Genomic DNA, 23,867 nt, shown 5'->3' on the forward strand with positions numbered 1-23,867 from the left:
AATGATTCTCCTCAGTTCTCACGAGCCTCTATTTCTCATAGATGTCAGGCGGAAACAGCTTTACTAATTTGGCATTTAATGTTCTGTTGCCATTCAGTTGCGGGTCAAAAATACCATTCACTTTCTTTAAATGAAAGCGCAGCTTGCTTTTTCCTTGAATGACATTCGGATTGAATTTAAACCAAGTCTTATACAAGCCATTATTGCCATTGATGACGCGGTTTTTATATTCGAAACGGATGTTTTGAATTTGTAAAGAATCATTTTCGTTTCCATGTTCGCCCAGATCGATGCGGATGTTTTTTGCTTTTACGCCCAAAGGCAACTCAAAAACCAGCCTTTGCATCTTATCGCTCGCTTTTATGTTTCTTCTCAGGCTGAAGGCCTCATTATAAGAATCATCAGCATTGAGCACATAAAAAAGTTGAATGGAGTTGTCCCGATAGACCATCAAATCTATCGAAGCTTTAAAATGATTTTGCTGTTTTTGGGCTTTATTCCCGTTACACGAAAGCAACAGATTGGCACAAAAAAAAAGGAATGAAAATAACAAAAACGATTTTATTGCTGCCGGTATTTTAAATTGTAGTGGATGCATAGTTGCCATTTCGGATTTAAAGGTATCATTTTTTAAAAGCAAAATAAAGATTCCTGCTTTTTTAAATTCAATTTATATATTTTTGCCCCAAACAGTCTTCGCATTATGAAAATAGCAATCCTTGGTACACGGGGAATTCCAAATTATCATGGAGGTTTTGAGCAGTTCGCAGAATTTTTTTCCATTTTTCTTCAGCAAAAAGGAATTGATGCTTATGTCTATTGTTCTTCGATTCATCCGTACAAAGAAAATACTTATAAAAATGTAAAACGAATTGTTTGCAAGGATTATGAAGATAAGATAGGAACCGCCGGTCAATTTTTATACGACCTGAACTGTATTCTAGATGCCCGAAAGCGACATTTCGATGTGATTTTGCAATTGGGTTATACCAGCAGCAGCATTTGGTCTTTTTTATTCCCCAAAAACGCCATCATAGTAACCAACATGGATGGTCTGGAGTGGAAACGCACCAAGTATAACGCCATGGTGCAGCGGTTTTTGATGCACGCTGAAAAATGGGCGGTAAACCATAGTGATTATTTGATTTCTGATTCGATAGGAATACAGGAATACATTTCGAAAAAATATAATAAAGCCTCTAAATTTATAGCCTACGGAGCTGATTTGTTCAATTCCCCCGATGTTACTAAAATTCAATCCATTGTCACGACGCCTTATTCATACGATTTATTGATTGCCCGAATGGAACCGGAGAACAATGTGGAAACCATCATAAAAGGATACCTGCTAAAAAAGGGTTCGCGAAAACTATTGTTGGTCGGAAACCACAACGGAACCAAGTTCGGACAGTATTTATACCAGCAATATAATGCCCATGACTCGATTGTTTTCCTGGGTTCCATCTATGACATGGAGGCATTGAATAATTTGAGGTATTATTCTAATTTGTATTTTCATGGTCATTCCGTTGGCGGCACAAATCCTTCGTTGTTAGAAGCTATGGCTTGTGATTGCTGTATGGTGGCTCATGATAACATCTTCAACAAATCTATACTAGGACAGGATGCTTTTTATTTTTCGGATGAGCACCAATTGGCCGAATACTTATCACTCGATAAGAAACAAGAAGCGATTGCGTTAAAGATTGAAAACAACAGAAACAAAATCCGGAATCAATACGATTGGGAAGTCATTAATACTGCCTATTTAGATTTTATTGAAAAATGTATAAAGGAGAAGAAATAATTGCTTTTACCGATAAGCACAAACCCATAATTTTTGGGCTGTTTTTATCGACCATTATCTTTAAACATGCCCTTGGGGGTATTTTTTTAGCGGTTTTATGTGGGCTTTTCTTTGTGCGGTACATTCACAACAAAAGAATCCATTTCAATAATTTTTTTTCCCCGATGGTCATTTATTTTTTGTGGGGAGCACTTTCGCTTTGCTGGACCACGGATTTTTCAAACACCCTTAAAGGCATTAGCATCACCTCGCCGTTAATTATAATCCCCTTTCTGATTTCACAATATCCGGATTTTCGAGCGGACGAATTGAAAAAGACAATCAAAATTTTCAGCCTTTGTTTGCTGGCTTATTTATTCCTCTGTTCCCTGAATGCCGGTTTACTGTTTTTGAAAGACAGGCATTTTAGCCACTTTTTTTATCATGATCTGGTGTCGGTTTTTGACAATAATGCGATCTATATTTCTTTAGCGGTAGCCACGTGTATTTTATTTTCCTTCAATGAGCCGACCAAAAAGAAAGAGGATTATCTTATCATGATGCTGTTAGGGATTTTCCTTTTAATGTTAGCGTCTAAGAACTTAATAGCCACTACTTTTTTATTAATGGTCGTTTCGCTTTTTAAAAATAAAACCACGCTAAAAACAGGAGCCATCATCGCTTCGGTATTGATTGGCGTTGTTTTATTAATCATGTTTTCAGAGAATCCCATAAAAGCACGTTTTTTAAGAGAACTGAATCTGAATTTCGATTATGTACTCTCAGGTCAGGACTTTTATGATTATAAATTCAGCGGCCTGGAAGTAAGGATTTTCCAATGGAGGTTGTTGGGCGAAATGATGGCCAACCACCAACTTGGAATATTGGGGTTAGGGCTGCACAATGTAGATTATCTTCTGGATCAGTATTTCAGTTATTACAATCTCTATAAAGGGTATTTCCAGATTAATTTTCACAACCAATTCCTGCAGACCTTCGGAGAAATTGGCTTTATTGGGCTGGTATTGTTGTTAAGCATTTTTATAGTGGCGATTTATAATGCTGTAAAATCCGGAAATCAATATAAGATCTTACTTGTTATATTATTTTTGGCTTCTTTTTTCACGGAATCTTTTTTAAGTCGGCAAAAAGGCGTTTTTTTGTTTGCCACAATATACAGCTTGCTATTAATGCATCAGAAATTTTGTAAAGAAAAGGCCGATTTGTAAGTAAAGAGCATTTAAGTACTGGGGGATATTTGTTAAAATCAATTAGTAGTCAGAGCCTTACACAAGCGTTGGGTTAATAAACTGAAAATCGGAACCGCAACGCACAATATTATTAACAATTATCAGTTATATATCTCAACAATGAGATATCAAGACTTCCTTACATCGGGCATTTTGGCGACTAATAAAAGGTTTCAGAAAATATCGAAACCCACACGAATTAGAATTGGGTTACAAAATATTCGAAAGCAAGTGAATGGTGTCATTGGGATTAAAGTGTTCAATAATTTAATGAAGTAAATTGTAAAAAAAGTAATCGAAGCCTATAGGTTGATTATAAATCAATTATCTTTTGGATATCATAATGACAAACATTTATAAATTTTATAAAGTTAAGTTTCTTCAGGAGTCGAATATTACGCATTCTCTTTTAGCAATAATATTAATCACCCTTTCCTTAAAAAATATATATACGAGCCTAGCTACGATACTCTTTGTAGTTTGGGCCTTGTTTTTCAATAAGAAGAGCACCAATTTTCAGCCCGTTTATTATTGGCCTATAGCCTATTTTGTGTTGATGGTGGTGTCGCTTTTATGGTCGAATGACTTTGACCGATCTCTTTTGGGCGCTCAGAAACAATTGTCCATGTTATTTATTCCGTTAGCGTTTGTTTTCTTGCCTAAATTAACCAAACAAGCACTCCAAAGAATCATTCGGTTTTATAGCTTTGGGATGGTTTTGTTCGGATTGTTTTTTCTGGCAAAAGCGTCTCTGAGATATTTCGAGACCTATAATACGGCTGTTTTTTTTCACAACGAATTGGTGCCTTACGATCCCGGAGCCATCTATATATCCGTCTTTGCGTCTTTGGCTGTTTTTCATTTCATTCAGATTCCGGTCAAGAGTAATATTGAAAAAGCCTGTGTTTTTATTCTCGCGCTATTGATCTTTTTGTTGTCTTCGAAGAGCATTATTACGATAGATTTTATTATTGTGATTTGCTATTATGCTTTTTTTGTCACGATTCCTTCAGGAACAAAAACACTGACCATTCTTTCTGTTTCGGTATTTTTATTTCTCTCCGTGTTGTTTGTCAAAGAGGTTAGAGAGCGTTTTCTGATCGAATATGAAACGGCGTTTATTGACAATACGCTCAACGATAACCTGACCAAAGACAATCAGAATATCTACAATGTCAGCATCAATGAAGCCTGGAGCAAAAAGGATTTTCATCAAAATAGTTTTTTCCCCGGCACAGCGCTTAGAATTTATCAACTTAGGATTTTTTCGGAACTATTGGCCGAGCAACCCATTTTCCTGAAAGGCTTTGGGTTGGAAGGTTCGCAGGATTACATTCAGGCTAAAGCGAAACAACACAATCTGAATCCGCTATACGGAACCTATAACTTCCACAACCAATATGTTCAAACTTTTGCCGAGTTGGGCGTGATTGGTTTTTTGATTTTGGTTTTCATGCTTTTCATAAATCTTAAAAACGCATTTAAGTATAAAGATTTTCTTCATATTACTTTTGCAATCACAATGATAATGCTATTTTTGTCGGAATCGTTTTTTTGCAGACAAAGAGGAATTGTTTTTTTTATTGTTCTTTATTGTTTGTTTAATTCCACTTCGATTCAAGAAACAGAAAAGAAATAAATCATATGAAAAGAATTTTAATTACAGGTGCCGCTGGATTTCTGGGTTCACACCTGTGTGACCGCTTCATCGCAGAAGGCTATTTTGTTATAGGAATGGACAATCTGATCACCGGTGATCTTAAAAACATCGAACATCTTTTCAAACTTGAAAATTTCGAATTCTACCACCACGATGTCACGAAGTTCGTCCATGTTCCGGGCGATTTAGATTACATTTTACACTTCGCTTCTCCAGCCAGCCCGATTGATTATTTAAAGATACCGATCCAAACCTTAAAAGTGGGCTCGCTTGGAACGCACAATCTTCTGGGATTGGCTCGCGTGAAAAAAGCAAGAATATTAATCGCTTCCACTTCTGAAATTTATGGTGATCCATTGGTGCACCCACAAACGGAAGAATATTATGGGAATGTCAATACCATCGGGCCGCGCGGCGTTTACGACGAAGCCAAACGTTTTCAGGAATCCATCACGATGGCCTATCATACTTTTCACGGTGTTGAGACACGCATCGTCAGAATCTTCAATACTTACGGTCCAAGAATGCGCCTCAATGACGGACGGGTCATCCCTGCATTTATTGGGCAGGCCTTGCGCGGTGAAGATTTGACCATTTTTGGTGACGGTTCGCAAACGCGTTCTTTTTGCTATGTTGATGATCAAGTCGAAGGCATTTTCCGACTCTTACATTCAGATTATATTTATCCTGTCAACATCGGCAATCCGGATGAGATTACGATCAAAGATTTTGCGGACGAAATCATCAAACTTACCGGAACCACACAAAAAGTAGTCTATTTTCCTTTGCCGACCAACGATCCGCTTCAGCGAAAACCCGATACAACAAAGGCCAGAACCATTTTGGGCTGGGAAGCTAAAGTATCGAGAAGCGAAGGCATGAAAATCACTTACGATTATTTCAAATCATTATCTTCCGAAGAATTGCTAAAAGAAGAGCATAAAGATTTTTCCAAGTATATTAGTTAATGAGAAACAAAACAGGTAGATACTCGAGTTACATTAGGCCTTTTTCTTATTTATTAGATTTGATTATAATCAACTTATTTTCTTATCTGATAATTTCTAGAGATCTATTCTCGCCCTATTTTCTGGTTTTCACCTCATTCACTTGGGTCATCATTGCCTTCAACGTGCAGTTTTACGAAGTCTACAGGTTTACCAAAGTAGTCTCGATCATCAGTAAAGTCATCCGGCAATTCATCTTGTTTACGATTTCTTGTTATGCCTTTTCCGGATTTTATGTCAAAGATACCAACTCGAAAATCATATTAAGCTATACGATTCTTTCGATAACCGCGGTCTTAATATGTAAATTGTCAATCTATTTCTTCTTGAGAAAATACCGTGTTTTTTACGGTGGTAATTTCAGAAGGGTCATCATTGTTGGCAACGGGAAAAGTGTCGGACAACTCGAGGAATTTTTCAATGACAATCCCGATTACGGTTATAAACTCGTGAAGGTCTTTAACTTTGAAGGCGATAAAAAAGCGAAGATTGAAGAATGTCAGGATTTTGTTCTCAAGAATTATATCGATGAAATTTACTGCTCTTTAACGAGTTTGTCGAATACCCAAATTGACCACTTCATAGATTTTTCGGACAACAATCTGAAAATTCTAAAGTTCCTGCCAGACAACAACGAACTCTTTGCCAGAAACCTCAAACTCGATTATTACGGCTACATTCCGATACTTTCGCTCAGAAACATTCCTTTGGACGATGTCATCAACCAGATGGTCAAAAGAGCGTTCGACATCTTGTTTTCTGTCGGGATCATCATCGGATTGCTTTCATGGCTGACACCGCTGATGGCCATATTCATCAAGCTCGAATCCAGCGGTCCTGTTTTTTTCAGGCAAAAAAGAAACGGACTCAATTATAAAGAATTCAATTGTTTTAAGTTCCGTTCCATGAATTTGAATGAGATTGCTGATTTGGAACAAGTCTCTAAAAATGACCCAAGAATCACAACGGTCGGGAAATTCATCCGCAAAACCAGCATCGACGAATTGCCACAGTTTTTCAATGTTTTGCTCGGCGACATGTCCGTAGTAGGGCCAAGACCACACATGGTAAGCCACACTGAAATGTACGCGAGAAGAATCGACAAATTTATGGTGCGCCATTTCATCAAACCCGGAATCACCGGATTGGCACAGACCAACGGATACCGCGGCGAAGTGGAGAACGACAAAGACATCATCTACAGGGTAAAATATGATATTTTTTATGTGGAAAACTGGTCGATCCTGCTGGATATCAAGATCATATTCATGACCTTATACAACGCCATCAAAGGCGAGGAGAAAGCTTACTAACCATGGAAACGTTGGTATCCATTATTACGCCTACTTACAATTCAGAGAAATTTATTGCCGAAACCATCACTTCTGCCCAAAACCAGACCTATTCTAATTGGGAAATGATCATTGTCGATGATTGTTCTACCGACCAAACCGAACCCATTGTTCTCCAATTTGCAGCCTCGGATAACCGGATTAAATTTTACAAACTCCACAAAAATGCCGGTGCCGGAGTTGCGCGAAACCAAGCCGTTTCAATGGCAGCCGGAACTTATATCGCTTTTTTAGATTCAGATGACTTGTGGAAACCCGAAAAACTTCAGAAACAAATCGATTTTCTGCAAACCCAAAACCAGTCTTTTACCTTTTCATTTTACGATTGTATTGATGAAGTCGGCCAACCGCTTAATAAAAGAGTGGAAGCGCCTTTAAAATTAAAATACTGGCAACTGTTCTTTTGCAATTTCGTCGGCAACCTGACCGGAATCTATGACACGCGCGAGTTTGGGAAAATTCCAATCTCAAGTCTCAGGAAACGGCAAGACTGGATGGTTTGGCTGACGATTTTGCGGAAAGTGAAAACAGCGCAAACGATTCCCGAAAGTTTGGCTTATTATCGCGTGCGACAGGATTCTATCTCATCCTCAAAAATAAAATTACTGCAGCACAATTACAACGTGTATCGCATCTTCTACGGATTCAATACCGTAATTTCTTTGTGTTGCATGATGGGTTTTTTGGTCATGCAATTGCTTGTCAAACCTTTCTATGTAAAGAAAATCAGACCAACGATTTAAATTGTTTCAACTTCCCGCTTTTTCCTCTTTCGATGCGGTCTTTTCGATTGAATTTGTAAACCAGACCTGATTCCAAAAACTGATCAAGTACATTTTTGATGTGCGAAATTTCACTTTCGTTCAGCTCATTTTCACTGACATAATCAATTTCAAAAGTATCGGTTTTGGTTTGCGTGATTACGAATTCCTTCACATTGCCGTCGTCATCGAACAGTTTTTTGGTAATCGAATAGAACGTCATTCCCGGTGATTTTTTTCCGCTTGGTAGTATTGCGATATCGTTGGTTCTTCCGGTAAGTTTTTTTAGAATCGGATATTGTAAAGTACTTTTTTCATCCAAAACGCCAATGTCGCCGACTTCATAACGGATCATCGGATGCGCCTTGTTATAAAGCGAAGTCACGACAATGCGGCCTTCTTGCCCGTAAGGCAAAACCTTGTCATTTTCATCCAGAATTTCAACGAACAGCGTTTCGGAGTTTACTTTCCAGATGCCTTTCGGGTCTTCCAAAGCGATGATGTCGAGCTCGGCGCTGCCATATTCATTGATGATCGGAATATTGAAACGTTCCTGAAGCAATTTCTTATCGTCGTCAAAAAGCATTTCCGAAGTGACGATACAAACCTTCAAAGTCGGGCAAATGTCGCACAGGAACAATTGTTTTTTCTGTAAAAATTTCGCGAGCAGAACAATCGAATTCGTATAACCGTTGATGTAATCGAATTTGGTGTTCTGGAATTTCGCGAGCATTCTTCCCATAGCCGCATCCGAAAAATCAAAAATATTGAAACGGTAGCGATGGCTCAGAAAATCTTTGAGCCGCAAAGTCTTATTGGCGATAAAATCCAACGGCATTCCGTAAAATCTGGCTTGTAAGGAATGGTTGAAATCAATGCCGTACCAATGAAACCTCCGCATGATGTTCGCCCAAATCAGCGCGTGGCAGAATTTGTCTTTGGCAAACACAAACGGATCGCCGCTCGAACCTGAAGTTTTATTGATGTAGACATTTTTTTTGGAGTAACCTTTCGATAAGCGCTGCTCCAATGGTTTCTGAAAATGGATTTTGCGCATCACAGGAATGTCTTCCCATTTTTCAATAGTTTTATCGCCAAGTAAACTTTTATAATAAGGATTGTTGTTGCAGTGGAATTCGAAAATCTCTTTTTTCTTCGAGTCGAGAAAAGCATTATAATCCGGTTCCGAGAACTTTACAATTTTAGCCAATTCAGTCTTGGCTTTCCGAAGTGGAAAACCATTGAGTTGCAGCGAAAGGTTGAAAAGTTTGAACACCGGATCGTTTATTTTCATCAAAAATAATATTTACGGATTAGTATCTTCCCAGAACCGCGATTTTTTTAAAAATTAATTACGATAAACGTCCAAAAGCCAGTATTTTTGCCAGACACAACTAAAAATACCCACATGACCATTTTACTTTTAGGCTCGGGCGGCCGCGAACATGCTTTTGCCTGGAAAATGATCCAGTCGCCACTTTGCACGCAACTTTTCGTAGCACCGGGAAATGCAGGAACTGACGCTATTGCGACCAATGTCAATATCAGTCCGACCGATTTCCAAGCGATTAAAAAATTGGTTTTGGAAGAAAACATTGAAATGGTCGTGGTCGGTCCTGAAGATCCGTTAGTACAGGGCATTTTCGACTTTTTCAAAAACGACAATCAACTTCAATCCATTCCGGTTATTGGTCCATCTAAAGTTGGAGCGCAACTCGAAGGCAGTAAAGAATTCGCCAAGGAATTTATGGTAAAACACCGCGTTCCAACCGCCGCTTATGACAGTTTCACCAAAGAAACCGTTGAAAAAGGATGCCGCTTTTTAGAAACGCTTCAACCGCCATATGTTTTAAAAGCGGATGGTTTGGCCGCGGGAAAAGGCGTCTTGATTCTACAAAATCTAAAGGAAGCCCAACAGGAATTGCGCAATATGCTTGTCGGCGCCAAGTTCGGACAGGCGAGTTCAAAAGTGGTCATTGAAGAATTTCTTGACGGCATCGAACTCAGTTGTTTCGTGCTGACGGATGGGAAAAATTATAAAATACTTCCCACGGCCAAAGATTACAAACGCATCGGGGAAGGCGATACGGGTTTGAACACCGGAGGCATGGGCGCCATTTCACCAGTGCCATTTGCAGATGCTGTTTTGATGGAGAAAATAGAAAAACGCATTGTAATCCCGACGGTGGAAGGTTTGCAGAAAGACGCGATTCCATATCAAGGTTTTATTTTTATTGGACTCATCAATGTGAAAGGCGAACCGATTGTCATTGAATACAACGTCAGGATGGGCGATCCCGAAACCGAAGTCGTGATTCCAAGACTGAAGAATGATCTGGTCGAATTGTTTATCGCAGTGGCTAACCAAAAACTCGATGAAGTTGAATTAGAAATTGATTCCAGAAGCGCGACCACAGTTATGGTCGTTTCAGGCGGTTATCCCGAAGATTATGAAAAAGGAAAAGAAATTTCAGGAATAGAAAATATTGAAGATTCCATCGTTTTTCACGCAGGAACCAAAACTGAAAATGGAAAAGTCGTTAGCAACGGCGGAAGGGTTTTGGCCGTGACTTCGTATGGAAAGGATTTTCAGGAAGCCATAAAAAAATCGTATCAAAATATAAATCAATTACATTTCGATACGATGTATTACAGAAAAGATATCGGTTTTGACTTACTTGGTTAAGAAAGAATGTGCCGTAGTATCTTGGTTTTCTTCACCGCTTGCTTTGTGCATGGTCAGTTGTTTGCACCAGTACCAAGTGGCATAACTGCAAATCGCCATGAAAATCCAGTTGATGGTATTAGCTCCGAACCAGCTAGAAAGCTCAAGAGTTCTCAACTGATTGAGTGGCCAAAAAAAGATGTTTTCAAACAACCATTGTATTCCTTCAAAAAATGCTCTCATAATATGTCGTATGTTTTTTTAAACAAGTATTATATTTACAGTCACAAAAGTATAAAATATCCTCATGATAACAAGTCTTTTTAGAAAATCTACACCATTAAATTATTCGGTCGTCATTTTAGGGGTACTTTTTTTCTTTTTTGTGTATCAGATTAAGCATGCCACAGGACAGAATTCGCTTTGGGCCATCACGGTCAAGATGAGTTTGTTGGCGGTCATTTTAGCCTCACTTTTTATCGTTAATTTTGTGGTGAAGAAAAACGGCATGAGCAAAGACAGCGCCTACACGGTTTTGTTCTATTTGCTGTTTATGTTATTTTTTCCTTCGGTTTTCAACAATACGGCTTTATTGATCTCGAACTTTTTTATCATATTGGCGATGCGAAGAATCGTTTCGTTGCATTCGCTCAAATCTTCAAAAGAGAAAATTTTCGATGCGTCGATTTGGGTTTGCATTGCAGCCTTGTTTCACTTCTGGAGCATTCTTTACCTCGTTTTGATTTTCATCGCGGTGCTTTTTCACGTCGCCCGGGATTATAGGAATTGGTTTCTGCCGATCATTGCATTTTTCGCGGTGGCGGTGATTTTTATGGCGAGCGCTTTATACTTCAAAACCGATTGGATCAGTCGTTTGTTAGCACAATCTGTCATCGATTTGAGAATCGATTATTTCACGAGCCATTTCCAGAATCTCGCTTTATCTGTGTATGCTACTATTGCAGTGTTCTTTGTAATTTTATTATTGCTTTCGATGTCCAACCGCCCGTTGATTTTGCATCCTACTTACAAGAAGATACTTTCGATGATCATTATCGGTATCGCGGTTTTTGCGATTTCCCCAAACAAATCGAATGATTTGCTGATTTATACTTTTGCGCCTTTATCAATGGTCATCACAACACACATCGAAACGCCACAAGCGCAATGGAAGAAAGAAGTGGTTTTGGCGTTCCTTATTCTCGCTGGGCTGTTTGCGTTTTTTGCGCAATTATAATTTATTCCCGTAAGCCAAATCACCCGCATCGCCCAATCCTGGGACGATATAATTTTTAGCGTTCAAAGTTTCGTCTAAAGTCGCCACCCACAAATGGCAGTTGTCCGGCAAGTGTTTTTTGAGGTATGCAATGCCTTGCGGCGCAGCAATTACTACGGCGATATGCACTTCTTTTGAAACGCCTTTCTCCATGAGTTTGTTATAGACCGCAACCATAGATTGGCCAGTGGCTAACATCGGATCGATGAGTAATAAAGTTTTATCGTGCAGGTTCGGAACCGCTTGGTATTCGACTAAAATATCAAAGAAATCATCATTATTTGGATGGTGACGGTAAGCTGAAACAAACCCATTTTCAGCACTGTCAAAGTAATTCAGAAAGCCCAAATGCAAAGGCAAACCGGCGCGAAGTATCGAACACAACACCAAAGGATTCGCAATTTCGGTCGTTTTCTTGATGCCGAGCGGCGTCTGGATTTCGATGTTTCTGTAGTTTAAACCTTTGCTCAATTCATACGCCATCACTTCGCCAATGCGCTCGATATTCCTTCGGAAACGCATGCTGTCGTGCTGCACGTTGATGTTTCGGATTTGACCTAAAAAGTGGTTGAGGATGCTGTTGTCTTCGGATAAATAGTGGATTTGCATATTTTGTTTTTTAGTGACTGAGTAGCTGAGTGCCTGAGTTTCTGAGTGCGACTTGGTTTGAAGAGTGCCTAGCCCTGATAGGAGCGTTTATCCTTTTGTGCCGGAGTTCGGCGCAAAAGATATGGCGGATAGCAGGTTCCCGGCTCCTAAAAACTCAGTATCTTAGGCACTCAGAAACTCAGCCACTCAGAAAAGCAACTTTTTTTCTCCCGTAAAAGTATAAAAAGTATCTTTGCCTCAAAGTTTAAATGTAAAGATATGTTTTCCAAATTAGCGTATTCCGTTTTCGAGAAAAGTATTCAGGATTATCACCAGTTCGATAATGTTGACCAACCGATCAGCAACCCGTTTCCGAAAGACCAATTCGAGCATTTGTTGTACCACAAAAACTGGATCGATACCGTGCAATGGCATTTCGAAGACATCATCCGCGATCCGCAAATCGATCCGGTGGCCGCTTTAACTTTAAAAAGAAGAATCGACGCCTCGAACCAAGAGCGCACCGATATGGTAGAATACATCGACAGCTATTTCCTTCAGAAATACAGCCACGTTAACGTAAAACCTGCGGCTAAAATCAACTCGGAAAGTCCGGCTTGGGCGTTCGATCGTTTGTCAATTTTGGCTTTGAAAATCTACCACATGCAGGAAGAAGTCAACCGCCCAGAAGCTTCGCAGGAGCACAAAGACAAGTGCCAGGCGAAACTCAATGTGCTTTTGGAGCAACGCACCGATTTGTCCACAGCCATAGATGACTTGATTCACGATATCGAAAGCGGCGACAAATTCATGAAAGTCTACAAACAGATGAAAATGTACAACGACGACGAACTCAATCCGGTGTTGTACCAGAATAAAAAGTAATTTTTTTAGGAGCCGGGAACCTGCTATCCGTTGCAATCTTTCGCTTCGAACACCGAAGCAAAAGGATTTCCACTGCTATCAGGGCTAGGGTTTTTTAGAAGATTCAACATTAGGTTAAAATTTAAAATTAAGGAAGCCTATAGCTACTGGTAAAGCCGAATGTCCACTGGACATTCTCCTCTTAATATCAAATTATCCGGGCTAGGGCTTTTCACTTCACAAAAACTTGCCAGAAAAACAACCACATATAGCCGTCATGAGACTTTCCGCGATGGGAGATGTCGCCATGATGGTTCCTGTTTTGCGTGCACTCGTGCAACAATATCCGAATGTTCGAGTAACCGTAATTTCAAGACCATTCTACAGACCTTTTTTTAATGATATTCCGAACTTGACTTTTTTCGCGTTCGATAAAAAAAGACACAAAGGTTTCTCAGGATTGTTCCGCTTGTACCGCGATTTGAAACCGTTGTCGATCGATGCGTTTGCCGATTTACACAACGTTTTGCGTTCCAAAGTTGTCCGCACATTTTTCGCCTGGAGCGGAAAGAAAGTGGCTTTCACCGATAAAGGCCGTGCAGAAAAAAAAGCCTTGACGCGCGCAGAAAACAAAATCTTCAAACCGTTGCCTACGATGTTCGAGCGCCACGCCAAAACATTTGAAACACTTGGTTTTCCTATTGATTTGTCACAACCGACATTTCCATCCAAACCAAAATTAGACAAAGCCGTTTTTGATTTCGCCGGAGCAAAAACAAACCACTGGATCGGCATCGCACCGTTTGCGCAGTACGATTCAAAAGTCTATCCGTTAGATTTGATGCGGCAAGTCATTCAGCAGTTGGCGCAAGATCGGAGGATACAGATTTTTCTTTTTGGCGGCCATTCGGAAATGCAACAACTCGAATCGCTTTCAAAAGATTCGGAAAACGTCAAAGTGGTTACCGGAACATTATTGTTTGAACAGGAATTGCAACTCATCAGCCACCTAGATGTAATGCTCTCAATGGATTCCGGAAACGGGCATATCGCCGCAATGTATGGCGTGGAAGTGATTACGCTTTTCGGAGCGACGCATCCGTATGCAGGATTTTTGCCGTTCAACCAACCTATAGAAAACGCATTGATTCCCGACAGAAAACAATTTCCAAAATTACCGACTTCGGTTTATGGCAATAAAAAAGAGGCAGGTTACGAAGAAGCCATGCGAACGATTTCACCCGAAGAAGTCGTGGCCAAAATCAAAACAACTATAAAATAAAAAACTTCCCATTGCTGAGAAGTTTTTTGATGTTGAGATGATTTTAAACATCATCGTAATCTACATAAATCGTATCGGAAGTCGGATGCGCCTGGCAAGTCAGAATCAAGCCTTCGGCAATTTCACCATCGGTCAGAATAGAATTTTTGGACATCATCGCGGTACCAGAAGTGATTCTTCCGAGGCAACTGCTGCAGATTCCGCCCTGACACGAATAAGGAGCGTCGATGCCTTGTTTCAAAGCCGCTTCGAGAACCGTTTGTTTTTTCGACATCTCGAAAGTGGTTTCTTCGTCATCGACCAGAATCGTGATTTTCGTGTGACCGTCTGGCGTGCTGACTTTAGCATCAGGTGTTGAGGTCGAGAATAGTTCGAATTTAATCGCAGATTCCTTGATGTTGCGTTCTTTTAAAACGTTCGCAACCGTATTGATCATAGCTTCCGGTCCGCAAAGGAAAAATTTATCAAAATCGATTTCTTTGTGTTTGTTGTTGAGCACAAAATTGACTGTTGATTTTTCAATCCTTCCGAACAATTCGCCTTCCACTTTGGCTTGGCTGTATACATAATGCACAAAAAAGCGGCCTACATATTTCAGTTGCAGCTCATGTAATTCTTTGTGGAAAATCGTGTCTTCCGGGGTTTTATTTCCATAAACCAACACGAAAGTGCTTTTTGGTTCGCCGATCAGGATGCTTTGAATAATCGACATCACAGGCGTGATACCGCTTCCGGCAGCAAAAGCCAGATAATTTTTCAAACGATCCGCATCGGGTTCTATGGTGAATTTTCCTTCGGGCGTTCCGACTTCTAAAGTATCGCCGGCTTTGAGTTGCGCGTTGGCAAAAGCGGAAAAAGCGCCATTAGTAACTGCTTTCACGGCAATTCTGAGTTCTGAACTTTGCGGCGCCGAACAAATAGAATAGGCGCGCCGGATTTCATTGCCGTCTAAAGTCAATTTGATGTTAAGGTATTGACCGGCTGTAAAACGGTAAAAATCCTGAAATTCCAATGGGATATTAAACAAGACAGAAACCGCATCTTTGGTTTCACGACGCACTTCTTTGATGTTTAATTTATAGAATGATGACATGAATTAAATTTTTTACAAAAGTAGGAAACCTCTAAGAAAACCTGCTTATGTGTGAATGAATATTTTTAAAGCGGCAAAACTAAACTTTTAGCGGATAATTTTCGCCATATCAAAAAGAAACGTATTTTTACCAGTCAATATACTAAAATCGACTTTTAGAAGTTTTAAGAAAAACCGTTTTACATTGAAAACTAACATACTCAAGTATCTTTCTATAGTTTCCTTATTGCTTGTTCTGATAGCTTGTTCGGTTAAAAAGAACACGTTCATCTCCCGAAATTCCCACGCCTTAAGCACCAAAGACAACATTCTTTATAATGGCGGATTGGCCTTAGACAAAGGCATCGACGAACTCAAATTGCAATACAAAGACAATTTCTGGGAAATTTTGCCGATTGAAAGAATGCAGGTTAAGAAAGAACAGGCGATGCCGGGTGAAGCCACTGAAAACCCAAATTTCACCAGAGCGGAAACTAAAGCGACCAAAGCCATCCAGAAGCATTCGATGAATATCGGCGGCTCTGAGAAAAACTACCAGATGGATGAAGCGCACTTGTTGCTCGGTAAATCAAGATATTACGACCAAAGGTTTATCCCTGCTTTAGAGGCTTTCAATTATATTCTATACAAACATTCGAACAGCAACCGAATCAATGAGGCGAAAATTTGGCGTGAAAAAACCAATATGCGACTCGACAACGATGCGATTGCAGTTGAGAATCTCAGAAATCTGTTTAAGGAAATCAAATATAAAGATCAGATTTTTGCTGATGCCAATGCGGCCTTGACACAGGCTTTCCTCAATTTAGGAGAAAAAGACAGCGCAGTAGCCAAACTCAAACTTGCCAAACAGTTTACCAAATCGAAAGAGGAAAGAGCGCGTTACCATTTTATTTTAGGGCAGCTTTACGAACAAATGGGTCAAAAAGACAGTGCGTTTGCGTCATATCAATCAGTGATTGACATGAAAAGAAAAGCGGCGAAACAATATGTCATTCATGCGCATTTGCGACAGGCCAATCTTGGTAATTTTGAAAATGGCGATACTTTGGCGTTCCTTACAAAATACAGAAAATTGCTTAAAGACCGTGAAAACCGCCCTTATCTCAATTTCCTTAATTACCAGATGGGATTGTTTTATGAGAAGAATAACAATGACTCGCTGGCTATCAAGTATTACAACGTTTCTTTAAACACAAGAGTCATCGACAAATATCTGGTGGCTTCCAATTATAGGAATCTGGGCGACCTTTATTTCAAAAAAGCAAAATACGTCACCGCCGGAAAATATTACGACAGTACTTTGGTGCAACTCGAGCCAAGAACGCGCGAGCATAGATTCATCACCAAAAAAAGAGACAATTTGGTGGACGTCATCAAATATGAAGGCATCGCCACCCGCAATGACAGTATTCTTAGGCTTTCGGCTATGCCTGAATCGGATAGAATAGCTTATTATGAAGACTATATTTCTAAATTGAAGAAAGCCGACGAAAAGAGACTCAAAGAAAAAGAGGCCAAAGATAAAGAAGCGAAAGAAAAAGGGGATGATGGTGTTGAAAGAAAAGTAGACAAGGACGGAAGGGATATTGATAAGTCTGGCGTACTCGGTGAGAAGAGACCGCCAAGACCTTCAGAATCTAATGCGCCAACGGCTTCTTCGGGCAACAGCAAATTTTACTTCTACAATCCTAGCACGGTTGCTTTCGGAAAATCTGAGTTTAAGAAAAAATGGGGCGACAGGGCTTATAGGAACAACTGGAGAATCACGCAGGATAAAACCAATGCGATAGCTGAAGAGCAGGAAAATACAGATAAAGAAGATCAAAAAATCGCTGAAGAAACCAAAGGAAAAGATAAGACCGAAGCGAAATACACGGCTGACTTTTACCTCAAACAATTGCCAAGAAAGCAGACCGCGATTGACAGTATTGCCAAAGAGCGTAATTTTGCGTATTATCAGTTGGGTGTGATTTATAAAGAGAAATTCAAGGAATATAAATTAGCCGCCACGAAGTTAGAAACCCTTCTTGAAAACAAACCAGAAGAAAGACTGATTCTGCCTTCGATGTATAACCTTTATAAAATCTACGATATCATCGATAAGGACAAGGCTTTGGCGATGAAAAACCGAATCATCAACGAATTCCCGCAATCGCGATATGCACAGATTCTAGGTAATACTAATGGAGCCGGAAATGCTTTGACTGATACCCCTGAAGCCAATTACGACAGGATATTCAAACTATATGAATCCGGAGACATCAAAGCGGCGCTGACCAACCTTAACCTGGCCATTGACCAATTCAACGGAGAAGAGATTGTGCCCAAATTCGAATTGCTCAAAGCTAACGTTTTAGGCCGATTGGCCGGTTTGGGTGAATACAAAAAAACCTTGAACTTCGTAGCGCTGAATTATCCCAACAGTCAGGAAGGTAAATTCGCCGAAGAATTATTGAAGACGACCGTTCCTGCAATGGAAGGCCTACAGTTTTACCAAGTGAAACCATTAAGCTGGAAAATCCTATACAAATCTGACAACCCTGAAGACAAAACAACCAAGGCTATTCAGGACAAAATCAAGAAATTCATCGAAGGCAGAAGTTTGGACAAGTTGAGTACTTCCTACGATATTTATACGATGGATAAGAATTTTATCGTCATCCATGGTTTGAAAGATCTCGAATATGCCAAAGGAATTGCATCGATATTGAAGGAATTCAAAGAATATAAAATTGCCGAAACGGCCTACATCATTTCGAACGAGAATTATAAGATTGTTCAGATGAAGAAAAACTTCGAGGAATACCTGACCACGCCTTATTCCGATCCGTTGCCGCCAAAACCGTATGTTCCTAAAGCCAGAAGTATGGCGCCTAAAAATGTGCAGGAAAGAGAAAGAGCTGTTAGGGAAGAAAAGGCGGCAGAAACCCAAAATCAGTTCAATCAACTGCCACCGGGAATGCCATCAAGTCCTGATCCGGAAAATCCGAAAGGGAAAGAACAAAGACAAGACAAAGGCGAAAAACGATAAGCATGTTTGATAAAAAGCCAAAATCATACACGGATTTACTCGGAAAAACGAACAGGCTTGTTGAGGGCACGATCATCAAAGGAAATATTCTTTCCCAGACAGATTTCAGGCTCGACGGGGATTTGGTTGGGAATTTCCAATCGAATGGCAAACTTGTCATTGGCCCTGCCGGAAGCATCAAAGGCGACATCATTTGCAAAAATGCCGACATCGAAGGAAAGTTTGACGGCAAGATTCAGGTAGCGGAAGTTTTAAACGTCAAGGCCAAAGCGATCATTCACGGTGAAGTGGTTTGCGCCAAACTGTCTGTAGAACCAGGCGCCGCATTCAGTGCCACCTGCATTATGAAAACCAATCCCAAACCTGCCGCTCATGACGACCAACCCAAACCAGAAGAAGCGGAACAACAATAAATGGTTGGCGCTGATCAATATTCCGATACAGATGGGCGCGATTGTTTTTGCGTTCGCTTATTTGGGCAAATGGCTCGACGGTAAGTATCCCAATCCGCATTCGGTTTATGTCAAAATCTTCACCATGGTTGGCGTAGCGTTAGCATTTTACAACATCAACCGACAACTTAAAGAAATCAACAAATCTTCTGACGAATAATTATGGATACCAAAAAGTACCGTCCGGTTTTTGAAGTTTTGTTTGCCGCGTTTATCGCTTACGGAATCCATAAATTGGTATTTCTTTTCAATGCCGACCATCCGAAATTTTCAGGATTTTATTATTCGCTTGAAACGTTGTATGCGTTTTTCACTTGTTGTTCGTTGAGCATTCTTTTTATATTGTTAACCGTTAAATCCAAAAGCATCGATTATGTCGGTTATACTTTTTTATTGGTTACAGTCGCTAAAATGGTTTTGTCTTATATTTTCCTTTGGCCGGTATTGCATTTGGCTAATGCCAACGGCGCTTCGGAGAAAATTAATTTTTTTATCGTTTTTGCGTTGTTTTTGACAATAGAAACTACAGTTACGATAAGGATTTTAAACAATAAGCAATAAATCGTTTTTAAAACCATAATTTCCTCAAAAAAATATTTTTTAGTTCTTGAAAATATTAATTAAAAATGTACCTTTGCACCAAATTTCTGAAAGTAAAAATTAAGTTAATTAGCAGATATGGTGTTTTCAAAAAAATCACTTCAATTTATAGCAGCCGTTTTGGTTGCGTTTCTTCCTTTATTTAGTTTTGCAAATACTACTCAGGATACCTTAAAAGTATCGGCTGAAACTGCAGTGGCAGAACAGCACGAAGCGCATGCGGAACCGACTGATTTGAAATCGAAAATCGACGCTTTCAAAAACCACCACGTTTTAGATTCGCACAGTTTCATCCTTTTTGAAGACGAAGAAGCCCAAAAAGAATATGGCTTCCCGTTGCCAATCATTTTATGGGATAACGGCGTGCACGTTTTCTCTTCTTCAAAATTCGAACACGGAAAACCAGCCGAATCAAATGGAAACTACTACGTTTTAGGCCACGACGAAAAAATATACAAAACCGACGCTTCCGGAACTTTAACAGGAGACGAACATCATCCAACGAATGTAAGACCGCTTGACTTTTCCATTACCAAAAGCGTATTGACCTTGATGGTCGTAGCGTTATTGATGTTCTGGTTGTTCACGAGCCTTGCCAAATCATTCGCGAAAAACGGTGGAATTTCAGCCGGAGTCGGAAGACTTTTCGAACCCATCGTGTTGTACATCAGAGATGAAATCGCCATCCCAAACATTGGCGAAAAACACTATAAAAAATACATGAGCTATTTGTTGACCATCTTTTTCTTCATTTGGTTTTTGAATATGTTCGGACTCACGCCGCTGGGCATCAACGTTACAGGAAACATTGCCATTACTGCTGGTTTGGCGATCATCACTGCGTTGATTACGAATTTCACGGCGAATAAAAACTATTGGGGACACATTTTCTGGATGCCGGGCGTACCGACTCCGATGAAAATCATTTTGGCCCCAATCGAACTTTTGGGTGTGATCATAAAACCATTCTCATTAATGATTCGTCTCTACGCGAACATTTTCGCAGGACACGTCGTATTGATGAGTTTGATCGCGTTGATCTTTTTATTCAAGAGCTGGATAGGCGGAAGCTTGTCATTCTTATTGTCGTTCGCGCTGTCGACAATTGAGATTCTTGTGGCGCTTTTACAGGCTTATATCTTTACGATGTTATCGGCATTGTATTTCGGTTCGGCTAACGAAGAGCACCATCACGAGGAAGCGCACTAATCAATTGAATGTTTAATTTTTAATATATATTATTATGGAAATCCCTAGAATTATTGGAGCAGGTTTAGTAGTAATCGGAGCAGGTATCGGTATCGGAAGAATCGGTGGTTCTGCCATGGATGCGATTGCTCGTCAGCCAGAAGCTACTGGAAAAATCCAGACCGCTATGCTTATCGCTGCTGCCCTTATTGAAGGTATTGGTTTCGCTGCGATTTTCGCATCGTAATTGAAAAAACTTAAAAGCCGTAACGGTTGGTTGCGGCTTTTATTTAAACATTAAATTAAAGACAATAAATATTTTACCTATATCATATGGAAAAGTTAGTAAATGATTTTTCGTTCGGTTTGTTCTTCTGGCAGTTGTTGATTTTTGTCGGATTGATTTTCTTGTTGAAAAAATTCGCATGGAAACCCATCTTAGACGCCGTTAACGAAAGAGAAGAAGGCATCAGAAACGCATTACTGTCTGCTGAAAATGCAAGAAATGAAATGCAGAACCTTCAGGCCGACAACCAACGTATTTTGCAGGAAGCAAGAATGGAGCGCGACGCTATGCTAAAAGAAGCCCGTGAACTTAAAGAAAAAATGATTGCAGATTCAAAACACGAAGCACAAGCACAAGGTCAGAAAATGATTGAGCAGGCCAAAGCGGCTATCGTGAGCGAAAAAAATGCAGCCATGGCGGAATTGAAAGCACAGGTTTCATCGCTATCTTTAGAAATTGCTGAGAAATTATTGAAAGACGAATTGTCTAACAAAGAAGCCCAAGTGAAATTGGTCGAGAAAATGTTGGGTGATACTAAATTAAACTAATATGGCAGGTACAAGAGCAGCAATCCGTTACGCCAAGGCCATTCTTGACATCGCACATTCCAAAGGAGTTGCGACGGAAGTCAACAATGACATGGCTTTGATTGCTTCAACCATTGATGGCAATGCCGAATTGAGCACTTTCATCATGAATCCGACGACCGGAGTTGAGGTAAAGAACAGCGCGATTTCAGAAGTTTTTTCAGCTTCGAACGCCGTGACCAAAAGCCTTTTCCGATTGTTGCACGAGAACAAAAGGTTCGAAATCCTGAGCGCCATCGCTTCGGAATACAACCGACAGTTCGACGAAATGAACGGCATGGAAAAAGCCACAGTAACCACAGCCATTCCAATGGATGCGGCACTTGAAGCTAAAGTACTGGCCAAAATCCTGACCTTTTCCAACAAGAAAGTCATTATCGAAAATATCGTAGATCCTGCCATTATTGGCGGATTTATCCTAAGAATAGGCGACCAGCAATACAACGCTTCGGTGGCCAACAGATTGCAAGTATTACAAAGAGAATTAAGTAACTAGTTATTATATCACTAATTATGGCGGAAATTAAACCTGCTGAAATTTCAGCAATATTAAAGAAACAAGTAGAAGGATTCGAATCCGGTGCTACCTTAGAAGAAGTAGGAACCGTACTTCAAGTGGGTGATGGTATTGCTCGTATTTACGGGCTTACGAACGCACAGTATGGTGAGTTGGTTCAATTCGAAAACGGTCTTGAAGGCATCGTTTTGAACTTAGAGGAAGACAATGTGGGTGTAGTACTTTTAGGAGCTTCTACTGGAATCAAAGAAGGTTCAACAGCCAAAAGAACACAACGTATCGCGTCCCTTAAAGTAGGGGAACAAATGGTAGGACGTGTAGTCAACACGCTTGGTTTCCCAATCGACGGGAAAGGACCAATAGGTGGCGACTTATACGAAATGCCTTTGGAAAGAAAAGCACCGGGAGTTATCTTCCGTCAGCCAGTAACTGAGCCATTGCAAACCGGAGTAAAAGCCGTTGATGCGATGATCCCGGTAGGACGCGGACAAAGAGAGCTTGTGATTGGTGACCGTCAGACTGGTAAATCAACAGTTTGTCTTGATACGATCCTTAACCAAAAAGAATTTTACGATGCTGGTCAGCCAGTATTTTGTATCTACGTAGCGATCGGACAAAAAGCTTCGACAGTTGCAGGAATTGCCAAAATGTTGGAAGAAAGAGGCGCTATGGCTTACACGATAATCGTTGCCGCTAATGCTTCTGACCCAGCTCCGATGCAGGTATACGCTCCAATGGCGGGTGCTGCGATCGGTGAATATTTCAGAGATTCAGGCCGTCCGGCTTTGATTGTATATGATGATTTGTCTAAACAGGCGGTAGCATACCGTGAGGTGTCTCTTTTGCTAAGAAGGCCACCGGGTCGTGAGGCTTATCCTGGAGACGTTTTCTACTTGCACTCTCGTTTATTGGAAAGAGCTTGTAAAGTCATCAACAACGATGAGATTGCTAAAAATATGAACGATTTGCCAGACACTTTAAAATCTATCGTGAAAGGTGGTGGTTCGTTAACAGCATTGCCAATCATCGAAACACAAGCGGGTGACGTTTCTGCGTATATTCCAACCAACGTAATCTCGATTACGGACGGACAGATTTTCTTGGATGGAGATTTGTTCAACTCAGGAGTTCGTCCTGCAATCAACGTAGGTATTTCGGTATCCCGTGTCGGAGGTAACGCTCAGATCAAATCGATGAAAAAAGTTTCCGGTACGTTAAAACTTGACCAGGCACAATTCCGCGAATTGGAAGCGTTTGCCAAATTCGGTTCTGACCTTGACGCCGTTACTTTGAACGTTATCGAAAAAGGAAGAAGAAACGTTGAGATTCTAAAACAAAGTCTTAACGACCCGTATCCTGTAGAAAATCAAGTAGCGATCATCTACGCGGGTTCTAAAAACTTGCTTAGAAATGTTCCTGTGAACAAAGTCAAAGAATTCGAAAGAGATTTCCTAGACTACATGAACAGCAAACATAAAGATACGCTGAACGCTTTGAAAGCAGGAAAATTAGATGACAACATCACTGACGTCATCGAGAATGCCGCTAAAGAAATTTCAGCAAAATACAACTAAATATTATTTTGAATTTTGAATTGTAAATTGCATTCAAAATTTACA

24 protein-coding genes are annotated in these 23,867 nt (G+C 40.2%); 19 read left to right on the plus strand and 5 right to left on the minus strand.

The window, feature by feature from the left end; translation table 11 throughout:
• Positions 1 to 28: 28 nt before the first annotated feature.
• Entirely contained in the window at positions 29 to 598 is a 570-nt protein-coding gene (locus Q0058_RS06790) for a hypothetical protein (RefSeq protein ID WP_298222192.1), read from the minus strand.
• A 105-nt stretch (positions 599 to 703) separates the two neighbouring features.
• Here Q0058_RS06790 and Q0058_RS06795 point away from each other — a divergent pair, with 105 nt between their 5' ends.
• The 6 genes from Q0058_RS06795 (at position 704) to Q0058_RS06820 (ending at position 7,798) form a co-directional block, all read left to right on the plus strand.
• The gene (locus Q0058_RS06795) at positions 704 to 1,807 is read left to right on the plus strand and encodes a DUF1972 domain-containing protein (protein ID WP_298222193.1); all 1,104 of its coding nucleotides are present in this window, start codon (positions 704 to 706) and stop codon (positions 1,805 to 1,807) included.
• 164 nt (positions 1,808 to 1,971) lie between these two features.
• Complete coding sequence (locus tag Q0058_RS06800) at positions 1,972 to 3,015, plus strand: O-antigen ligase family protein (RefSeq protein WP_298222195.1); 1,044 nt, start codon at positions 1,972 to 1,974, stop codon at positions 3,013 to 3,015.
• 646 nt (positions 3,016 to 3,661) lie between these two features.
• Positions 3,662 to 4,675 carry an O-antigen ligase family protein gene (locus Q0058_RS06805; protein WP_298222197.1) on the plus strand — a complete coding sequence of 338 codons (1,014 nt, stop codon included), beginning with the start codon at positions 3,662 to 3,664 and terminating at the stop codon, positions 4,673 to 4,675.
• Between the two features lie 5 nt (positions 4,676 to 4,680).
• Positions 4,681 to 5,664 carry a UDP-glucuronic acid decarboxylase family protein gene (locus tag Q0058_RS06810; protein WP_298222199.1) on the plus strand — a complete coding sequence of 328 codons (984 nt, stop codon included), beginning with the start codon at positions 4,681 to 4,683 and terminating at the stop codon, positions 5,662 to 5,664.
• The gene (locus tag Q0058_RS06815; protein WP_298222201.1) at positions 5,664 to 7,016 is read left to right on the plus strand and encodes an undecaprenyl-phosphate glucose phosphotransferase; all 1,353 of its coding nucleotides are present in this window, start codon (positions 5,664 to 5,666) and stop codon (positions 7,014 to 7,016) included. The genes Q0058_RS06810 and Q0058_RS06815 overlap by 1 nt, the downstream gene beginning before the upstream one ends.
• A 2-nt stretch (positions 7,017 to 7,018) precedes the next feature.
• Positions 7,019 to 7,798: a glycosyltransferase family 2 protein gene (locus tag Q0058_RS06820; protein WP_298222203.1), complete on the plus strand. Its 780-nt coding sequence runs from the start codon at positions 7,019 to 7,021 to the stop codon at positions 7,796 to 7,798.
• Here the strand turns inward: Q0058_RS06820 and Q0058_RS06825 are convergent.
• Positions 7,782 to 9,092 (minus strand): phenylacetate--CoA ligase family protein, encoded by a 1,311-nt coding sequence (locus tag Q0058_RS06825; RefSeq protein WP_298222521.1) that lies wholly within the window; start codon positions 9,090 to 9,092, stop codon positions 7,782 to 7,784. The genes Q0058_RS06820 and Q0058_RS06825 overlap by 17 nt on opposite strands.
• 132 nt (positions 9,093 to 9,224) lie before the next feature.
• Between Q0058_RS06825 and purD the strand changes: the two genes are divergently transcribed.
• Positions 9,225 to 10,502 carry a phosphoribosylamine--glycine ligase gene (gene purD / locus Q0058_RS06830; RefSeq protein WP_298222205.1) on the plus strand — a complete coding sequence of 426 codons (1,278 nt, stop codon included), beginning with the start codon at positions 9,225 to 9,227 and terminating at the stop codon, positions 10,500 to 10,502.
• On the opposite strand, the gene Q0058_RS06835 is transcribed toward purD, so the two are convergent.
• Entirely contained in the window at positions 10,491 to 10,724 is a 234-nt protein-coding gene (locus Q0058_RS06835) for a uracil phosphoribosyltransferase (RefSeq protein ID WP_298222207.1), read from the minus strand. The two genes, purD and Q0058_RS06835, sit on opposite strands and share 12 nt — an antisense overlap.
• Positions 10,725 to 10,788: 64 nt before the next feature.
• On the opposite strand from Q0058_RS06835, the gene Q0058_RS06840 reads away from it, so the two are divergent.
• Positions 10,789 to 11,718 carry a DUF6427 family protein gene (locus tag Q0058_RS06840; RefSeq protein ID WP_298222209.1) on the plus strand — a complete coding sequence of 310 codons (930 nt, stop codon included), beginning with the start codon at positions 10,789 to 10,791 and terminating at the stop codon, positions 11,716 to 11,718.
• On the opposite strand, the gene upp is transcribed toward Q0058_RS06840, so the two are convergent.
• Positions 11,713 to 12,366 (minus strand): uracil phosphoribosyltransferase, encoded by a 654-nt coding sequence (gene upp, locus Q0058_RS06845; RefSeq protein WP_298222211.1) that lies wholly within the window; start codon positions 12,364 to 12,366, stop codon positions 11,713 to 11,715. The two genes, Q0058_RS06840 and upp, sit on opposite strands and share 6 nt — an antisense overlap.
• Before the next feature lie 258 nt (positions 12,367 to 12,624).
• On the opposite strand from upp, the gene Q0058_RS06850 reads away from it, so the two are divergent.
• Both Q0058_RS06850 and Q0058_RS06855 read left to right on the plus strand, forming a co-directional pair.
• A complete protein-coding gene (locus tag Q0058_RS06850; RefSeq protein ID WP_298222213.1) occupies positions 12,625 to 13,230 on the plus strand; it encodes a DUF4254 domain-containing protein in 606 nt (201 codons plus the stop codon).
• A gap of 256 nt (positions 13,231 to 13,486) precedes the next feature.
• On the plus strand, positions 13,487 to 14,491 hold the full coding sequence (locus tag Q0058_RS06855; protein ID WP_298222215.1) for a glycosyltransferase family 9 protein: 1,005 nt from the start codon (positions 13,487 to 13,489) through the stop codon (positions 14,489 to 14,491).
• Between the two features lie 43 nt (positions 14,492 to 14,534).
• Here Q0058_RS06855 and Q0058_RS06860 read toward each other — a convergent pair whose 3' ends face one another.
• Positions 14,535 to 15,584, minus strand: coding sequence for a ferredoxin--NADP reductase (locus tag Q0058_RS06860; RefSeq protein ID WP_298222217.1), 1,050 nt, complete (start codon positions 15,582 to 15,584; stop codon positions 14,535 to 14,537).
• A gap of 184 nt (positions 15,585 to 15,768) precedes the next feature.
• On the opposite strand from Q0058_RS06860, the gene Q0058_RS06865 reads away from it, so the two are divergent.
• The 9 genes from Q0058_RS06865 (at position 15,769) to atpA (ending at position 23,822) form a co-directional block, all read left to right on the plus strand.
• A complete protein-coding gene (locus tag Q0058_RS06865; protein ID WP_298222219.1) occupies positions 15,769 to 18,618 on the plus strand; it encodes a tetratricopeptide repeat protein in 2,850 nt (949 codons plus the stop codon).
• A gap of 2 nt (positions 18,619 to 18,620) precedes the next feature.
• Positions 18,621 to 19,031 (plus strand): polymer-forming cytoskeletal protein, encoded by a 411-nt coding sequence (locus tag Q0058_RS06870; protein ID WP_298222221.1) that lies wholly within the window; start codon positions 18,621 to 18,623, stop codon positions 19,029 to 19,031.
• A complete protein-coding gene (locus Q0058_RS06875) occupies positions 18,991 to 19,230 on the plus strand; it encodes an AtpZ/AtpI family protein (RefSeq protein WP_298222223.1) in 240 nt (79 codons plus the stop codon). Before Q0058_RS06870 ends, Q0058_RS06875 begins: the two co-directional genes overlap by 41 nt.
• Before the next feature lie 2 nt (positions 19,231 to 19,232).
• Positions 19,233 to 19,631, plus strand: coding sequence for a hypothetical protein (locus Q0058_RS06880; RefSeq protein WP_298222225.1), 399 nt, complete (start codon positions 19,233 to 19,235; stop codon positions 19,629 to 19,631).
• A 117-nt stretch (positions 19,632 to 19,748) separates the two neighbouring features.
• Positions 19,749 to 20,879 (plus strand): F0F1 ATP synthase subunit A, encoded by a 1,131-nt coding sequence (atpB, locus tag Q0058_RS06885; RefSeq protein WP_298222227.1) that lies wholly within the window; start codon positions 19,749 to 19,751, stop codon positions 20,877 to 20,879.
• 34 nt (positions 20,880 to 20,913) lie between these two features.
• Positions 20,914 to 21,105 carry an ATP synthase F0 subunit C gene (gene atpE / locus Q0058_RS06890; RefSeq protein WP_108369812.1) on the plus strand — a complete coding sequence of 64 codons (192 nt, stop codon included), beginning with the start codon at positions 20,914 to 20,916 and terminating at the stop codon, positions 21,103 to 21,105.
• An 86-nt stretch (positions 21,106 to 21,191) separates the two neighbouring features.
• Positions 21,192 to 21,692 carry a F0F1 ATP synthase subunit B gene (locus tag Q0058_RS06895; protein WP_298222230.1) on the plus strand — a complete coding sequence of 167 codons (501 nt, stop codon included), beginning with the start codon at positions 21,192 to 21,194 and terminating at the stop codon, positions 21,690 to 21,692.
• A gap of 1 nt (position 21,693) precedes the next feature.
• A complete protein-coding gene (gene atpH / locus Q0058_RS06900; RefSeq protein ID WP_298222232.1) occupies positions 21,694 to 22,227 on the plus strand; it encodes an ATP synthase F1 subunit delta in 534 nt (177 codons plus the stop codon).
• A gap of 17 nt (positions 22,228 to 22,244) precedes the next feature.
• On the plus strand, positions 22,245 to 23,822 hold the full coding sequence (atpA, locus tag Q0058_RS06905; protein ID WP_298222234.1) for a F0F1 ATP synthase subunit alpha: 1,578 nt from the start codon (positions 22,245 to 22,247) through the stop codon (positions 23,820 to 23,822).
• The last annotated feature ends 45 nt before the right edge of the window (positions 23,823 to 23,867 follow it).

The organism is Flavobacterium sp., assembly GCF_027484705.1.
GTDB lineage: Bacteria > Bacteroidota > Bacteroidia > Flavobacteriales > Flavobacteriaceae > Flavobacterium.

Coding starts and splice junctions, on each gene's coding strand:
- upp (WP_298222211.1), bottom strand. CDS start 12,366: ATGCAAATCCACTATTTATCCGAAGACAACAGCATCCTCAACCACTTT.
- Q0058_RS06860 (WP_298222217.1), bottom strand. CDS start 15,584: ATGTCATCATTCTATAAATTAAACATCAAAGAAGTGCGTCGTGAAACC.
- Q0058_RS06850 (WP_298222213.1), top strand. CDS start 12,625: ATGTTTTCCAAATTAGCGTATTCCGTTTTCGAGAAAAGTATTCAGGAT.
- Q0058_RS06820 (WP_298222203.1), top strand. CDS start 7,019: ATGGAAACGTTGGTATCCATTATTACGCCTACTTACAATTCAGAGAAA.
- Q0058_RS06840 (WP_298222209.1), top strand. CDS start 10,789: ATGATAACAAGTCTTTTTAGAAAATCTACACCATTAAATTATTCGGTC.
- Q0058_RS06835 (WP_298222207.1), bottom strand. CDS start 10,724: ATGAGAGCATTTTTTGAAGGAATACAATGGTTGTTTGAAAACATCTTT.
- atpE (WP_108369812.1), top strand. CDS start 20,914: ATGGAAATCCCTAGAATTATTGGAGCAGGTTTAGTAGTAATCGGAGCA.
- atpB (WP_298222227.1), top strand. CDS start 19,749: ATGGTGTTTTCAAAAAAATCACTTCAATTTATAGCAGCCGTTTTGGTT.
- Q0058_RS06805 (WP_298222197.1), top strand. CDS start 3,662: ATGTTATTTATTCCGTTAGCGTTTGTTTTCTTGCCTAAATTAACCAAA.
- Q0058_RS06800 (WP_298222195.1), top strand. CDS start 1,972: ATGGTCATTTATTTTTTGTGGGGAGCACTTTCGCTTTGCTGGACCACG.
- Q0058_RS06790 (WP_298222192.1), bottom strand. CDS start 598: ATGCATCCACTACAATTTAAAATACCGGCAGCAATAAAATCGTTTTTG.
- Q0058_RS06870 (WP_298222221.1), top strand. CDS start 18,621: ATGTTTGATAAAAAGCCAAAATCATACACGGATTTACTCGGAAAAACG.
- Q0058_RS06875 (WP_298222223.1), top strand. CDS start 18,991: ATGACGACCAACCCAAACCAGAAGAAGCGGAACAACAATAAATGGTTG.
- Q0058_RS06855 (WP_298222215.1), top strand. CDS start 13,487: ATGAGACTTTCCGCGATGGGAGATGTCGCCATGATGGTTCCTGTTTTG.
- atpA (WP_298222234.1), top strand. CDS start 22,245: ATGGCGGAAATTAAACCTGCTGAAATTTCAGCAATATTAAAGAAACAA.
- Q0058_RS06815 (WP_298222201.1), top strand. CDS start 5,664: ATGAGAAACAAAACAGGTAGATACTCGAGTTACATTAGGCCTTTTTCT.
- Q0058_RS06880 (WP_298222225.1), top strand. CDS start 19,233: ATGGATACCAAAAAGTACCGTCCGGTTTTTGAAGTTTTGTTTGCCGCG.
- Q0058_RS06895 (WP_298222230.1), top strand. CDS start 21,192: ATGGAAAAGTTAGTAAATGATTTTTCGTTCGGTTTGTTCTTCTGGCAG.
- atpH (WP_298222232.1), top strand. CDS start 21,694: ATGGCAGGTACAAGAGCAGCAATCCGTTACGCCAAGGCCATTCTTGAC.
- Q0058_RS06810 (WP_298222199.1), top strand. CDS start 4,681: ATGAAAAGAATTTTAATTACAGGTGCCGCTGGATTTCTGGGTTCACAC.
- Q0058_RS06795 (WP_298222193.1), top strand. CDS start 704: ATGAAAATAGCAATCCTTGGTACACGGGGAATTCCAAATTATCATGGA.
- purD (WP_298222205.1), top strand. CDS start 9,225: ATGACCATTTTACTTTTAGGCTCGGGCGGCCGCGAACATGCTTTTGCC.